The following is a 15405-nucleotide window of genomic DNA, read 5'->3' on the forward strand; positions in this document are numbered from 1 at the left end:
TTTCCGCTGGCCTACTCAACGTTCGCTTATTGGCTATGCAGTGGCGGCTGCCTTACTGGTTATTGTTGGGTTGCTTTCTTACCAAAGCTCTGGCCAACTGGTAGATAGCCAGCGCTGGGTAAGCCACACGCAGGTGGTGCTGCTACGGCTGGAAAATGTGATTTCGCTGGTAAAAGATGCCGAGACGGCGCAGCGCGGCTACCTGCTCACGGGGGAAGGGGTATTTCTGGCATCCCTACGCACGGCGCAGCGCAAAACCCCGCCGGAGCTGCGCACGCTTGATAGCCTCACGGCCGACAACCCTACCCAGCAGCGCCGGCTCGATACCCTGCGCGCCCTCGTGGGCCGCCACTATGCCCGCCTAGATAGCAACGCGGCTGGCTCCCGCCGCCAAGCTCCCGCCGTGGCATCGCTCATGCAGGCCAAGGCCCAGCTCGACCAGCTGCGGGGCTTGGCCAGCCGCTTGCAGGCCGCTGAGCAAGCCTTATTGACGCGCCGCGAGGCCCAGGCCGTGCGGTTTGGCCGGGTACTACCCCTGTTTATCCTGGGCCTTACAGCGCTGAGTCTGCTCATCGTGGGCTGCACCAACTGGCGCTTGCACCATAGCCGCCGCGCTGCGCGGCAGGCCCGCCGCCGTATTGTTGACCAGCAGGTGACGCTGCAAGCCTTCCTCGATGCCTCGCCCGACGGCATTAATGTCTTTGAGTGGGAGCCGGCGGGCGGCCAGGCTGGGGGCGACTTTCGGCTGCGGCTGCTAAACCCCGCTGCCGAAAAAACGGTGGGCATCACCGCCCACGACGCCGGCCGCTGGATGAGCGAGCTGTTTCCGAGCGTGCTGGCCAGCGGCCGCCTCGCCAGCTACCAGCACGTAATGACCACCGGCGAGCCGCTGGAGCTGGAGTTTTTCTTTGAGCCGCACCAGCGGTGGCTGCGCGTGACGGCGGCCCGTGCCCACCGCTTTCTATTTGTGGCGTTTGCCGACGTTACGGCGCGCAAGCAGCAGGAGCAGCGCGTGCTTTATTACCAGCAGCGCAAATACGAGGCGGTGTTTAACCAGACAACCCAGCTAGTGGCCTTGCTCGATGGCGAAGGCCGGTTTCTGGATGCCAACCAAACGGCGCTGGACTTTGCCGGGCTTGCTGCCCAGGACACGGGGCGCGCGCTGCGCCGCTACGCCGGCCTACCCCCCATCTGGACGCTGCCGGGCGTAGTGCCCCGGCTGCGGCAGGCCATTCGGCAAGCCACCCGCGGCCACACGGTGCGCTACGATACGTTGCTGCGCCAAACCAATGGCCAGGAAGTGCACCTCGACATGTCGGTGAAGCCCGTGCAGGGAGAAAATGGCGAAACGCTGTTTTTGCTCGCCGAAGGCAACAATATTACCGAGCGTAAACGGGCGGAAAGCGACCTGCAGGCCTCGTATAAGCAACTGGCCGCCACCACTGCAGACCTGCATGCCCTGAGCCAGACCCTGGAACTGCGTGTGCAGCAGCGCACGCAGCTGCTGGAAGAAAGCCGGGCGCGCTTCGCGCAGCTGCTGGAGGCTATTCCGAACATGGCCTGGACCAGCCGGCCCGATGGTGTCATCACGTATTATAATCGGCAATGGGCCGAGTACACGGGCGTTAGTGCCGAAGCCCTGTTGCAGGGTGGCTGGCAGGACTACATTCACCCCGATGACTTGGCGCCTACTGAGGCCGCCTGGTGGCAGGCCATCCAAACGGGGGAGCCCCTGGCCGAGCTGCGCAACCGCTGGAAAGAGGCCGCTACCGGCGACTACCGCTGGCACCTGGTGCGGGCCGTGCCCCTGCACGACCACGATGGCGCCATTGTGCTGTGGGTAGGCTCCAACACCGATATCCACGCGCAGCAGCTACAGCAGCAGCACCTGGAGCGGGTCAACCAAGACTTGGATAATTTTATCTACACGGCCTCGCACGACCTGAAAACGCCCATTAGCAACATTGAGGGGCTGCTCACGATGCTGCGCAAGGAGCTGCAGCAAGCTCCCGCCCCGGCCAGCGCCTCCCTGGTGCTGGACATGATGCAGCAGTCGGTAAACCGCTTCAGGCGCACCATCGGGCACATGACCGATATCGTGAAGCTGGAGAAATACTACGAGCTGCCCATCGTCAGCATCGACCTGGCCGCGCTTATCGAAGAAGTAAGCGACGACCTGCGCCCCCAGCTGGCTGCCACCAACGGGCAGCTGGAAATAGATATAGCAGGCAAGCCCACGGTAAATTTTGCCCAGAAAAACCTGCGCAGCGTGGTGTTCAACCTGCTTAGCAATGCCCTGAAGTACCGGCACCTTGGCCGGGTGCCGCTGGTGCGCGTGCGGTGCTACGAGGCTGGCGCCTACGCCGTGCTGCAAGTGCAAGACAATGGCCTGGGCTTGCACCTCACCCCGGCGCGGCAACGCAAGCTCTTTGGCCTGTTTCAGCGGCTGCACGACCACGTAGAGGGTTCGGGGGTAGGCTTATACATGGTCAAAAAAATTATGGAGAACGCCGGCGGGCGCATTGAGGTAGAAAGCCAGCTGGACGTAGGCACTACTTTCTCCTTGTATTTCCCACAATAACAGGTGCTTGCCACCCGCCGGCTTATGGAGCTGCTGCCCGCCATCATGCTAATTGATGATGATTCAACCACCAATTTTATCAATGAGCACCTGCTGCAAGACTTGCAGGTGTGTCAGGAAATTCTGGTGGCCCTAAACGGCCAGCGGGCCCTAGACCTGCTACAAACCCGCCGGCAGGCCGGCCGGCCCGCCCCCGCCCTGGTGCTGGTCGATATCAACATGCCCGTGATGAATGGCTTTGAGTTTCTGGAAGCCTACATGCAGCTGCCTGCGCTGCCCAGGCAGCCCACCGTTTTTGTGTTGCTTAGCAGCTCGCAGCTCAGTGAGGATTTGACGCAGATGCAGCACCTACCCGTCACTGATATCTTGGATAAGCCGCTGACCCACGAAAAAGTGCTGGAGCTGTTGCGGCGCTATTTTACCCAGTACCTGCCGCCCGCCAACCAGCTTGGTTGAGGGCGACGAACCTGGTACTACCCCCGGCCAGCAGGCTCAAGGCAGCGGTGGCGACAACCTCTGCTTGTCAAATACGTTAGCACTAATAAAACTAGCAGCTAACTTTTGACAACATGAAAATCGCAGTTGAAAAAGGCGAAGCCAAAGGGTTCCTACCCGATGGCCGCCATACCGTCACCATCACCAGCATCGAAGAAGGCACCAGCGAGCACCAGAACGTGCCGTTTTTTGCCACCCACATGGAAAGCGAAGACGGCTATGTCGACCAGCGCTTCTACAACTCGCCGGCCGGCCACCCCATCATTCTCTCGCTGTACTCGGCTGTGGGCATCAAACCCCAGGAGGGCAAAGACCTCGACACTAAGCAGCTGATTGGCAAGCACCTATCGGTAGAAGTGAGCGACCACAGCTACACCGATGCCGCCACCGGCAACGAGCGCACCATCCGCCAGGCCACCGGCTTCCGCGCCGCGTAGGGGGGGGTAGGGGCTCCCTTAACAGGAAACTGTTAACCAAAAAAGAACGTCATGCGGAGCTTGTCGAAGCATCTCTACCGCGCCGTTGGGTTACTAACCTAAACGGCGCGGTAGAGATGCTTCGACAAGCTCCGCATGACGTTCTCTTTTTAACTGCTACCTCACAGCTTGCGCGCCGGCGTTGGCGCCACCAGCCGCTGCCCAATAATGACGCGCCGCCCCGTGAGCGTGTGTAGTAGGGGCACCAGAATCTGCTGGGCGTTGCGCTGCGTTTCGGCCAGAATTCCCGATTGCAGGGCCGACTTGCGCACCTGGGCCTCGGCGTAGCGATAAGCCTCATCCACGAGGCTGGCATCGTCAAAAAAGCCATTTTCGGTGCTGAAAACCCGGCTCTGGTTGTGGTTGACCTGGAAGGCGCACAGCTCGGGCGCAGGCAGGATAATGCGCACCACCGAGTCGCCCTCCAGCGTCACATCCTGGGGCCGGATTTTGCGCAGGTCGAGGCAGCCCACGGCCTCGCCGCCCACGATGAGCGCCGCCTTGGCATCGGGCAAAAACGGGTATTTGGCCGTGCGCTTGTACTCCACCACATCCTTGAAGCGGTAGCGCACTAGCTCCAGCTTGCCCAGGGCTTCTACCTGCGTCAGAACCGTGTTGTGCGTCACCGTCACCTGCGGCTCGCGCGGGGCCAGCGGGTTCAGGCCATCCAGCGTCGAGCCGATTTTGCGCCACAAAAACACGCCCAGCGCCACAAGTATCACAAGAGGAATGAGGCGACGAATAAGACGGGGTAGCATAAGGCGTAAAAAAAGCTGGCCGCGGGCCGGCTTACGGTTGCGTTAAGCAGGCATACCCCAAATGTGGGGCTGGGGTTGGCGCACCCGTAGCTTTGAGGAGTGATAAGCAAGCTGCCGCCCGCCGTGTTAACCCTCATTCGCCGCCTCTGGCCGCAACACCGCTGGCTGCTGCTAGGCCTGTGGCTGCTAGTGCAGGCCGCGTTTTTAGTCAAGTTTCACGGCCCGCACTACGCCAACGACAGCGCCCGCTACCTCGGCTACGCCACCAACCTGGCCCAGCACGGCTACTACCACCTGGAGCCAACCGAGGGGAGCCTGGTCGATGATTTTCAATACGTGCACAACCAGCGCTACATCCTCTACCCCTGGTACCAGAGCGTGTGGCTGCGGCTGCACGCTGGCTGGTGGGGCATTGTGCTGGGGCAAATACTCATTTCGGGCCTGGCGGCGGCGGCACTCTACGGCAGCGTGCGGCGGCTGGCGGGGGGTAGGCGCGGAGCCGCCGTGCTGGCCACGGGCCTTTTTGTGGTGTGGCCCGATGTGCAGCAATTTAACTGCTACCTGCTCACCGAGTCGCTGTTTATCAGCTTGTCGGTGTTTTCGTTTTGGGCGCTGGTGCGGGTGCGCGGCGGCGGCTGGCAAGCCTGGGTTGTGCTGATAGTTTGCCTGCTATCTACGGCGCTGGTGCGGCCCAATGGCTTCGTAGTAGCCGCCGCCGCGGGCGTGGCCGGGCTGGCGGCGCTGCATGCGGCGCGGCGGCGGCTGTTTTGGGGGCTTATTGGGGCCGGCGTGCTGGCCGCGCCGCTGGTGGTGTGGTGGCTCAACTATCAGCTGGTTAGCTTCTTCATTGTGGAAACGTATGTGCGCGGTGAGCTGATGTTTGCTACCCCCGTGTGGGCCATCCACCCGAGCGCGCCGCTGGTGCTGCCGCCCGCTGGCATCGGCCAAATGTCGCGGGTGCTCTACTTCGCCGCTCATAATCCCGGCTTCCTGGCCCGGCTGATGCTGGGCAAGCTCCTCGTTTTTTTTAGCAGTATAAAGCCCTATTACTCGCTGGTTCATAAGCTGATGAGCGTGCTGGTGCTGTGGCCGCTCTACTACCTGGCGGTGCGCGGTACGCGCCGGGCGGTGGTGTGGCTACCGGCGCGGGCATTCCTGGCCGCCGTGCCGCTGCTGCAAGCCGCCATCGTCATGCTCACCGTGGACGACTACGACGTGCGCTTCCTAGCCCCGGTGCTGCCCTTCGTGTTCGCGCTAGCCGCTTTGGAATTAAGAATTTGGAATGAGGAATTAGCGCATAAATAATTCCTCATTCCAAATTCTTAATTCCTTCAAACCCCGCCCAGGCTTGTAGGCCGCCGGTGTGCACGGCCACGACCGTGCTGCCGGGTGCAAAGTGGCCTTTTTCAATCAAGTCCAGCACACCAAATAGCAGCTTGCCGGTATAAATCGGGTCGAGCAATACCCCATAATCGGCCTCAAACTGCCAGATGAACGCCCGTAATTCGGCCGGCAGCTTGGCGTAGCCGCCGAAGTGATAGCCGGTGTGCAACTCATATTGGCCGCCTACGCAGCCGGTAGCGGCCAGCAGTTCATCCACTGCAGCGCGCAGAAAGTCAGCGCCTTTGAGCGCAGCTATGCCTACGGCGCGGGCGGGGTAGGCGGCTTCAGCCAGGCCCAGCGTGAGGCCGGCCAGCGTGCCGCCGGTGCCCGCCGCCACAGCCACGGCGCTAAAGTCAGTATGCTGGCGCAGTTCGCCGATAAGCTCGGCCACGCCGCGCAGCGCAAGGGCGTTCGTTCCGCCCTCGGGCAGGGGGTAGGCGGGGCCAAATTGAAGTTGCATCTCAGCCAGAAACCCGGGCTCGGCGCGGCGGCGATAGGTGGTGCGGTCGAGGTAGTGCAGCTGCATGCCATCGGCGGCACAGCGGGCCAGAGTGGGGTTGAGTGGCTGATGCTCCTCGCCGCGCACCAGGCCGATGGTCTCAAACTCATAGAGCCGGCCGGCGGTGGCCACGGCCGCCAAGTGGTTGGAATAGGCCCCGCCGAAGGTGAGCAGCCTGGTGTGGCCTTCGGTTTTGGCTTGCAAGATATTGTGTTTCAGCTTGCGGGCTTTGTTGCCGGGTAGGGCGGGGTTCAGTAGGTCGTCGCGCCACAGTAGCAGGCGCACGCCGCGCCGCTGGGCGGTGGGGTGGTTTAAGGGAGTTAAAAAATCAGCTGTCATTGCGAGCGCAACGAAGTGGAGCGTGGCAATGACAAACGATTTTATGCTGCCTCCTCGTCTTCCCGGCGCTGGCGGAAGCCGAACACGCCCGCCGCCACCACTGCCAGCAGCACGCCGATGCTTGAAAGCAGCGATACCGTGTTGCCAATCTTGTATTCCTTGGGCTCAAACACGAACTTGATTTCGTGCGCGCCAGCTGGCACCTGCATGGCCCGCAGCACGAAATCGGCCCGGAAATGCGGTACCGGCTGGCCATCCAGCAAAGCCTGCCAGCCATCGGCGTAGTAGATTTCGGAGAAGACCACCGTGCTCGGCTGGGCCGCCGAGTAGCGGTAGGTGAGGGCGTCGGGCGCATAGTCGGTGAGGGCAATGGTGGCCGACGAATCGGCGTACGTGGATGGCTTCACGGCCGGAAATTTGGTCACGTCTACCACGGCCATTTGCTTGGCATTGAGGCCCGAGAGGGCGGCCATTTCCTGGTCGGGGCTCTGCACGGCCTTCAACTCGCGCACAAACCAGGCGTTGCCCAGCGCGCCGGGGTTGCGCTGTACCTGCTCGGTTTCGCCCTGCTTTTGGGGGGGTAGGATGACGTAGCGCGTGTTCAGCATGTTGAGCACGCTGGTATTGTTCTGCGAAATCTGGCGCTCAATCAGGTCCTGGTAGCGGCGCAGCTTGGCGCCGTGGTAGCCACCGATGCTCTTGTGGAAGTACGAGGTGCGCGCCTCGTTGAATGGGTTGCCCAGGTTGAGCACGCGGTAGCTCAGGTCCTTGTCCTGGAGTATCTGCTGGTCGGCCGCCGTGGGCTGGAAGCTTTCCACAATGGTTTCGGTCTGAAAATTCTTCTCGCCGAGGTAGCGTTTGTCCACCGTCCAGAGGTCGAGCAGCACCAGCGCCGCCACGGCCAGCGCCGCCACGCGGGCGTCGATTTTACCCTTTAAATAGAAGTACAGCGCCGCCAGCGTGAGGCCCACGAACAGCAGCCCGCGCCAGATGTCGTTGTGCAGCAGGTCGGCGCGGTCGGCGCGCAGGGCGCTCAGCAGCTGCGGCGTAAAGCCGCTTTGGGTCAGGTTCGCATCCTGCGGCGAGGCGTAGTCGAAACTCAGGCTGGCCACCCAGGTCAGCAGCAGAAAGCCCGCCGTGATGGCCCCGGCGTAGAGCAACTGCTTAGTGCGCAAGAGGTTGTCGGGCGAATCGACCACTACGGCCGGCGTGCCCGCCGCAGCCCGCGCCGCCTTGGCCAGGGCCGGGTGCAGCGGCTCAGTAGCCGAAGGGGGGGTAGGGCCGGTAGCCAGCGCCGCACGCGGCCGCAGAATGCGCGACAGCGCCAGCGCCGCCAGCAGCGGCATGGCCAGCTGCGCCATTACCAGGCCCATGCTCACGGCCCGGAAGCTGCGGTAGCCCGGCAGGTAATCAAAAATCAGATTATTAACCGACTCAAAGTTCTTGCCCCAAGCCAGGATGAACGATACCAACGTGCCCAGAAGCAGCCAGTAGCGCGTGCGCTTATCGACCACAAACAGGCCCAGCACAAACAGGAAGCAGACTGTGACGCCCACGTACACCGGGCCGGCTACGTAGCTCTGGTCGCCCCAGTAGGTTGGCATGGATGCGAGGTATTCCTCGGGTAGGCCGGCGGCGGCAATGTGCGAATCTTTGGGCAGCGGCATGGCGCTGCTGCCGCCGTAGAAGTTGGGTACCAGCAGGGTCATGGTTTCGCCGATGCCGTAGCTGTAGGCGAAGGCGTAGTCGCGGTCCTGCTGCCGGGCGCTGGGCGCGGCCTGGCCCGGCGCGGCGGGTAGGGATTTTAATTCTGAGGGCGCGCGGTTGCTGAATTTGCTGTACTCATACGTGGTGTAGAGGCGCCCAAAGCTCACGCCAATGGCCAGCAGCGCGCCTACCCCCAGCAGCACGGCCCGGCCCAAAAAGTCGCCCAAGCGCCCGGCCCGAATGGCCGCCACCAGCTCAATCAACCCATAAATGGCCGCCAGCAGACCCAGGTAATAGGTAATCTGCGGGTGGTTAACGCGCACGTTCATCGTGAGGCCAAAGGTGAAGAGCGCTGCGCCCAGCCACTTATTCTGGCGCAGCGCGAGTATCAGGCCGCCCAGCACCAGCGGCGCGTAGGCCAGCGCCCACGACTTGGTATTGTGCCCGGCCGCCAGAATGGCGAGGTTGTAGCTCGAAAAGCCCAGCGCCACCGCGCCGGCCACTGCCACCAGTGGGCGCACGCCCAGCGCCACCAGCAGCACGTAGCCGCAGAGCAGCGCCACAAACAGGTTGCTCACCACGCCGGGCAGGCCCAGGGCAATGAACTTCTGCACGTATACGAACAGGTCGCCGGGAAAGTGTACCGAAATCAGGAACGTGGGCATGCCACTGAACATGGAGTTGGTCCACAGCGGCTCGTGGCCGTGCTCGGCGGCCCACTGCTGCGTTTCATGCGCGCCGCCCTGAAACTGGGTAATGTCGTGCTGCGCCAGCGTTTGGTGCTCAAACACGATGGGCGCGAAGTAGGCCACGGCCAGCACCACGAAGAACAACACGGCCAGCACGTGCGGCCAGACCCGCTGCCACAAGGGCGCGGGAGTAGGAGAAAGGGAAGCGGAAACGGCCATCGGGCGCTTAACTACGAGTAGGCAAATGAAGCCCGAAGGTAGCGCCGGGGCGGGGAAGGGAGGCCCGCTATCTTTGGCCCAACGTACGGTACACACCCCGCCAACACGGTCGCCTATAAACGGCGAACCCCCGGCTGGTGAGACGACCGAGGGTTCAAGAAGTGGGTGAGGCAACACCCTGCCTTCTTATCCAAATGAAGAAACGGATGAAGCCGCTAAGAGTTTAAAAGAAAAAACAATGGCCCGCCACCTCCTAGAAGTGCAAGCAAGAACTCGGCTCAGCCTGGGGAAGCCAATCGCGCAGTTTTTGTCTGCCCAACAAGAAGTTGATTATACCATTCTGAAGTGGCTGTCAATAAGCAAGGGCGGTGACGAAAAGGAATACAGCGTCTATTACAGCGAAGTAATTGGCGAAGATGATGAAAATGAGCTTGATATTGTAGAGTTTACGCCTCTAGACCCAGACGAGTGTCCTTGCATTACTGAATTCGATACAGTGGAAGGAGCGTTGGCATTTGCTACGGCTACTCATGGAGCCTCGGTGCATGAGTATGTTGCTGAAAGCATGATTGGTGAGGAATACGCGTATTATTTGAAAGCGCGCCACGGTAAAAGCTCTAATGAGCTACCACCGCAGTAGAGAAAGCCGTCAAACAATCCTACCCCCTCCTGCGTCTTACAGCCTCCATTCCACAAGACGCACCTCATGCCTGATACCCAAAAAACCTGGTTTATTACCGGCGCCTCGACCGGCCTCGGCGAAGCGCTGGCCAGCGTGCTGCTCGATAAGGGCGAACGCGTAGTAGGCACCTTCCGCAAATCGGAGCAGGTCGAAGAATTTACGAAACGCAAGTCCGGCCACAGCCTGGGCGTGCTGGTCGACGTGACCGACGAAGCCCAGATACAGGGTGCCGTGGCGCACGCCATTGTCGCTTTTGGCTACCTCGATGTAGTGGTGAACAATGCCGGCTACGGTTCGCTGGGCAGCATCGAGGAAATTACGGAGGAAGAAACCATACGCCAGTTCAGTGTGAACATGATGGGGCCGCTGCGCGTGGTGCGGGCGGTGCTACCCCACCTGCGCGAGCGCAAGGCGGGCCACATCCTCAATATCACGTCGGTGGGCGGCTTCATTGGCATGGCGCACGCGGGCATTTACAATGGCTCCAAGTTCGCGCTCGAAGGCCTCGGCGAGTCGCTGGCCGCGCAGCTGGCGCCGCTTGGCATCCACGTGACCAATGTTGAGCCGGGGCCGTTTCGCACTAAGTGGGCCGGCGAGTCGGCTACCTATACGGAGGTGAAAATTGCCGATTACGACGCTACCGTGGGTGCGGGCCTTACCGCCTCGCTGGGCCGCGATGGCAACCAGGCCGGCGACCCCGTGAAGGCCGCCGAGGCTCTGTACCAGCTCGTGCGCCTGCCCCAGCCGCCGGTGCATTTGCTGCTCGGCGGCTTCGCCTACAAGCTGGTGCGCGAGAAATTACAGAACCTGCTGAAGGAAATCGACGACTTTGCCTACCTCGGCGAGCCAACGGATTTTTAGTGCTCAGCCCCTGAAAGCGCAAGGCGTGAAGCGCGCACTTGCCGCTGCCTCAGCGCAGCTTTAGCAAGATGTTTTGCGACATATTCTTGAGTGCTTCGTTTGGCTCGCGCAGGTTTAGCTGGCGCACTTGCTCTTTCAGGCTGGTAATGTTGCCGACGTCGACCGATTTGAGGGCCAGCTTACGTACGCCCACGTCCTGGTCGTCGAGCAGCTTGCCGAGCAGGCGCACGGCGGTAGCGCTGGTGGGCGCGTTGCGCAGGGCATGGGCCGCGGCCACGCGGTACACGGGGTCGGGGTGGGTAGCGGCAGCCTGTAGGCCGGTCATGGCGGCCTCACTGTGCATCAGGCCCAGGCAGCTGATGGCTTTGGTAGCTAGGCCGGGGTTAGGGTCTTGGCTGAGCTGGGTGAGCAGGGGAATATCGTCCGGGGTAAGCTGGCGGACAATGCTAGGGTAGTCGGGCTCATCGAGGTTGATGAGGCGGGCTAGTTCTTCGCGGGTATGGGCCATGATGCACGGGGTAGGAAAAGGGTCAAACGGTGAACGGACTATTTATCATGGTCTGAATTTCGGCGGCAATCAGGTCTGGCGGCGGGTTGGTGATATGGTCGGTGCCGAGGCCCGTCATCAGGCGGTTGTTGTCATTCACATGGTTGAGGCCCAGCACATGGCCTACCTCGTGCGCCATCGTGTACATGGAGCAGTAGGAGGCAATAACCGCCATCGGCCGATTGGCTGGGAAGGAAGCGCAGCCATTGAGCGAGCCGCTGGTGTACGACACCGACCGGCACAGGTACACCACCACGTCGTTGGCCCCGGCGTTGGCCCGAAAGTTCGATAGGGCCTGCTGCTCGCCCGAGGCGTTGCCGCTCGTGCAGGAGCCGGTATCAATATCGTTAAGAGCCACTAGGGCCGGACTGGCGGCATTCAGCGTTTCCGTTGACCGCAGCACCACATTGACGCCCGCGTCGATGTAGATATTACGCATCGTGTTCACCATCTGCGCAACGGTGAAGCGGCTCGGATTGGTCAAAATCTTCACGTGCAGGTTTACCGTCTGCATAAAGGTGTTGGTAGACCACGCCGCGGTATTGTTGGTGCGGTAAATCACCCCGTTGCCATCGTCCTGCATTATGAAATGGGCACCGGAGTCATGAAAGGTATTGCTCGACCACAGCGCATTGCCGTCCACATCGTACAGCACCAGGTTGCCGTCCGTTTGCATAATGCATACCTGCGTGGGCCGGCCGTTGGTGTTCGAGGCCCAGCGGGCCTGCTGGCCGCCGGTGCTCAGGTTTTTGTACAGCACCAGGTTGCCGTCCGGCTGCATGATAAAGGTAAACTTGCCACTGGCCGAGCGAATACTCTGGCCGGGGTTCAGCACTTGGCCCGGCCGCATCGTGTCGCCGGTGGCGGTGGGGCCACCAGGCACGAATTTCTGCACCGTATTACTGGCCCAGATGGCCTTGTGCGCCGCGTTATAAATCACGGCATTGCCGTCGTCCTGCATCACCAGCGTGCTGCCGGCATCGTGGAAGGTATTGCTCGACCACAGCGGCTTGTGAGCGCTGTTATATAGCACCAGGTTGCCATCCGTTTGCATAATGCACGTCTGGCCGGGCTTGCCGTTTGTGCCCGAGGCCCACAGCGCCTTCTGGCTGCCATTGGGGTAGCGCTTGTAGAGTACCAGATTACCGTCAGTCTGGTAAATGAAGACATACCGCCCGTTGAGCGACGTAATACTCTGGCCGGGTGCAAGCGAAGAGTTGGGTACTAGCTTGTCTGACATAGCTTTACGGAGAGGGTAAATGGTGCGCGCAAACCAATCAAATTGACCCTTCAAATGTCGTTATGCCGTCCAGCTACAGGCATCAGTACTGCCACTGAATTTTAAGGCAGCCGCGCCGTTGCTAGCCCAAAAGGCCCGCCCAACGGGCTGCCTCGCCAGCACTTGCTAGTGCTGCGAGCCCACACCTGCCAGGGGCTTATTCTTCCCGACCTTTGCGGGCGTTATGTCTATCCTGTTCTCCCACCTGCCCGCCCTACTCAGCGGCACCCTGCTACTCGCGCCCGCTACCGATGCGGCCGTGGCCACGCTGCTGCTCGATAGCCGCCGCGTGGGCCTCACCGCAGGGGCCGTGTTCTTTGCCCTGCGCGGGCCTAACCACGATGGTCACCAGCACCTGGCCGCGCTGTATGCCCGGGGCGTGCGGCTGTTTGTAGTGGCCTACCCCCCTGCCAGTCTCGAAGCGTTCGCAGGTGCGGGTTTCGTGCAAGTGGCCGACACGCTGGTGGCGTTGCAGGCGTTGGCGGCGCAGCACCGGGTCACGTTTGGCGGGCCGGTGTGGGCCATCACGGGCTCCAATGGCAAGACCATCGTGAAGGAATGGCTGGCGCAATTGCTGGCTCCCGATGAGGATATCTGCCGCTCGCCCAAAAGCTACAACTCGCAGGTGGGCGTGCCGCTGAGCGTGTGGGAGCTAGCGCCCGGCCGCCACACGCTGGGCATCTTCGAAGCCGGCATTTCGGAGCGCGGCGAAATGGATAAGCTGGCCGACATCATCCGGCCCACGCACGGCATTTTTACTACCCTCGGCACGGCCCACGACGCGGGCTTTGCCTCAGAAAAAGAAAAGCTGGCCGAGAAGCTGCATCTCTTCGAGCGGCCCGGCTTCGAGCTGCTGGTGTACTGCGCCGACCAGCTGCTGGTGCACGCCGCCGTGCAGGCGCGCGGCCTGCCCGCCCTGGCCTGGACGCGCCACGACGCGCCCGGCGCGGCCCTGCGCTTCCGGCTCAAAGCCACCACGGCCGGCACTACCACCGTGCGCGTGCGGCTGGGCGAAACGGCCGCCACCGCCCACTTCCCGGCCGAGCACCTGGCCGGCCGGGCGGCCTCGCGCTTTACGCTGCCCTTCGCCGATGAGCCCTCGGTCGAGAATGCGCTGCACTGCCTGGCCGTGCTGCTGTGGCGTCAGCTCGACCCCGCCAAGTCCCTGGCCCCGGCCGAGATTCAGCGCCGGCTGCTGCGCCTGCACCCGGTGGCTATGCGCCTCGAAATGAAGGCCGGCCGCCACGGCTGCTATCTCCTCGACGACACCTACAACAACGACCTCGCCGGCCTCTCGCTGGCCCTCGATGCCCTGAGCCGCCAGGCCCGGCCCGGCGGCCGCACGCTCATCCTCAGCGATGTGCTGGAGTCGGGCCTCAGCGGTGCCGAGCTGTATGCCCGCGTGGCGGCGCTGGTGCAGGCCCACGGCGTAACCCGGCTGATAGGGGTAGGGGAGGCGATTTCGCAGCATTGTCATGCTGAGCTTGTCGAAGCATCTCGCTCGTATTACCCGAACGATGCGAACGAGATGCTTCGACAAGCTCAGCATGACGTTCAATTTTCTATTCAAACCTACCCCTCCACCGAAGCCCTGCTGGCCGAGTTGCGGCCGGGCGATTTCCAAAACGAAACCATCTTGATAAAGGGCGCGCGGCGCTTTGGCTTCGAGCGCGTGGTGGCAGCGCTGCAGCAGCCGCAGCATGGCACGGTGCTCGAAGTAAACCTCGACGCGCTCACCCACAACCTCCAGTACTACCGCCAGCAGCTGCGGCCCGGCACCAAGCTTATGGTGATGGTGAAGGCCTTTGCCTACGGCAGCGGCTCCTACGAGGTGGCCAGCCTGCTGGAGTTTCAGCGGGCCGACTACCTGGCCGTGGCCTACGCCGACGAGGGCCAGCAGCTGCGCGACAACGGCATCAGCCTGCCCATCATGGTTTTAAATCCTGGCCCCGACAGTTTCGGCCAGCTGCGCCGCTACCGCCTGGAGCCCGAAATCTACTCCCTGGAACGCCTGCACGACTACCTGCAAGCCGCCCGCGAAGCCACCGCCGACGGGGTCGGCGCCCTACCCCCCCTGCACCTCAAGCTCGATACCGGCATGCGCCGCCTTGGCTTTTCAGAGGAAGAGCTACCCGAGCTGCTGGCGCTGCTGGCCGCCCACCGCGCCGCCCTGCCGGTGGCCGGCATCATGACGCACCTGGCCGCCGCCGACGACCCGGCCCACGACGATTTTACCCGGCAGCAACTGGCTACTTTTCGGCGCATGGCCGCCGCCATCGAGGCCGTGCTGGGCTATCCGGCCAGTAAGCACGTGCTCAACTCGGCCGGCATCCGGCGCTTCCCCGAGGCGCAGCTCGATATGGTGCGCCTGGGTGTGGGCCTCTACGGCGTGGAGGCCGGCGCCGAAAATGCGCACAACCTACTGCCCGTGAGCACGCTGAAAACGACCATCTCCCAAGTAAAAACCCTACCCCCCGGCACCACCGTGGGCTACGGCCGCCGCGGCGTAGCCACTGCCCACGAGCGCCGGGTGGCTACGCTGGCCATTGGCTACGCCGACGGCTACGACCGGCGCTTTGGTAGCGGCGGGGGCGTTGTGCTGCTGCACGGCCGCCGCGCGCCGGTAGTTGGCTCGGTGTGCATGGATATGGTGATGGTGGACGTGACCGACGTGCCCGAGGCGCAGCCCGGCGATGTGGCCATTGTCTTTGGCGATGGGCTGAGTACCAGTGAACTGGCCCAACGCATCGGTACCATTCCGTACGAGCTGCTCACCAACGTGAGCGAGCGCGTCAAGCGGGTATTCGTGAGCGAATAGCTATTGGTCCTTTGTTTGCCTACCGCACACTTGCCCACTTTGGAGGGGGTAGGCGGGCGCAGTTGGCCGGCT

General features: G+C 62.4%; 12 protein-coding genes. 7 read left to right on the plus strand and 5 right to left on the minus strand.

Going from position 1 to position 15405, the window contains the following annotated elements; genetic code table 11:
• Positions 1-70: 70 nt before the first annotated feature.
• From E4631_RS00350 to E4631_RS00360, 3 genes are all read left to right on the plus strand, one after another.
• Complete coding sequence (locus tag E4631_RS00350) at positions 71-2581, plus strand: PAS domain S-box protein (RefSeq protein WP_166648124.1); 2511 nt, start codon at positions 71-73, stop codon at positions 2579-2581.
• 3 nt (positions 2582-2584) lie between these two features.
• A complete protein-coding gene (locus E4631_RS00355; RefSeq protein ID WP_240734553.1) occupies positions 2585-3037 on the plus strand; it encodes a response regulator in 453 nt (150 codons plus the stop codon).
• Positions 3038-3150: 113 nt separating this feature from the next.
• Positions 3151-3513 carry a hypothetical protein gene (locus E4631_RS00360; protein WP_133658124.1) on the plus strand — a complete coding sequence of 121 codons (363 nt, stop codon included), beginning with the start codon at positions 3151-3153 and terminating at the stop codon, positions 3511-3513.
• A gap of 161 nt (positions 3514-3674) precedes the next feature.
• Here the strand turns inward: E4631_RS00360 and E4631_RS00365 are convergent, their stop codons facing one another.
• A complete protein-coding gene (locus E4631_RS00365; RefSeq protein ID WP_133658125.1) occupies positions 3675-4310 on the minus strand; it encodes a DUF4230 domain-containing protein in 636 nt (211 codons plus the stop codon).
• Between the two features lie 123 nt (positions 4311-4433).
• Between E4631_RS00365 and E4631_RS00370 the strand changes: the two genes are divergently transcribed.
• On the plus strand, positions 4434-5615 hold the full coding sequence (locus E4631_RS00370; RefSeq protein WP_133658126.1) for a hypothetical protein: 1182 nt from the start codon (positions 4434-4436) through the stop codon (positions 5613-5615).
• A 4-nt stretch (positions 5616-5619) separates the two neighbouring features.
• Here E4631_RS00370 and E4631_RS00375 read toward each other — a convergent pair whose 3' ends face one another.
• Together E4631_RS00375 and E4631_RS00380 are read right to left on the minus strand one after the other, a co-directional pair.
• Positions 5620-6531, minus strand: a complete 912-nt coding sequence (locus E4631_RS00375) for a 1-aminocyclopropane-1-carboxylate deaminase/D-cysteine desulfhydrase (protein ID WP_133658127.1) — start codon at positions 6529-6531, stop codon at positions 5620-5622.
• 41 nt (positions 6532-6572) lie between these two features.
• Entirely contained in the window at positions 6573-9146 is a 2574-nt protein-coding gene (locus E4631_RS00380; RefSeq protein ID WP_133658128.1) for a hypothetical protein, read from the minus strand.
• Positions 9147-9384: 238 nt separating this feature from the next.
• Here E4631_RS00380 and E4631_RS00385 point away from each other — a divergent pair, with 238 nt between their 5' ends.
• Both E4631_RS00385 and E4631_RS00390 read left to right on the plus strand, forming a co-directional pair.
• On the plus strand, positions 9385-9786 hold the full coding sequence (locus E4631_RS00385; protein WP_133658129.1) for a hypothetical protein: 402 nt from the start codon (positions 9385-9387) through the stop codon (positions 9784-9786).
• A gap of 66 nt (positions 9787-9852) precedes the next feature.
• Entirely contained in the window at positions 9853-10689 is an 837-nt protein-coding gene (locus E4631_RS00390) for an oxidoreductase (RefSeq protein ID WP_133658130.1), read from the plus strand.
• A 49-nt stretch (positions 10690-10738) separates the two neighbouring features.
• Here E4631_RS00390 and E4631_RS00395 read toward each other — a convergent pair whose 3' ends face one another.
• Together E4631_RS00395 and E4631_RS00400 are read right to left on the minus strand one after the other, a co-directional pair.
• The gene (locus E4631_RS00395; RefSeq protein WP_133658131.1) at positions 10739-11197 is read right to left on the minus strand and encodes a HEAT repeat domain-containing protein; all 459 of its coding nucleotides are present in this window, start codon (positions 11195-11197) and stop codon (positions 10739-10741) included.
• Between the two features lie 22 nt (positions 11198-11219).
• Complete coding sequence (locus E4631_RS00400) at positions 11220-12476, minus strand: hypothetical protein (protein WP_133658132.1); 1257 nt, start codon at positions 12474-12476, stop codon at positions 11220-11222.
• Between the two features lie 223 nt (positions 12477-12699).
• Here E4631_RS00400 and E4631_RS00405 point away from each other — a divergent pair, with 223 nt between their 5' ends.
• Entirely contained in the window at positions 12700-15333 is a 2634-nt protein-coding gene (locus E4631_RS00405) for a bifunctional UDP-N-acetylmuramoyl-tripeptide:D-alanyl-D-alanine ligase/alanine racemase (protein WP_133658133.1), read from the plus strand.
• Positions 15334-15405 lie beyond the last annotated feature (72 nt).

Origin of the sequence: Hymenobacter sp. UV11 (assembly GCF_004684095.1) — a bacterium.
GTDB lineage: Bacteria > Bacteroidota > Bacteroidia > Cytophagales > Hymenobacteraceae > Hymenobacter.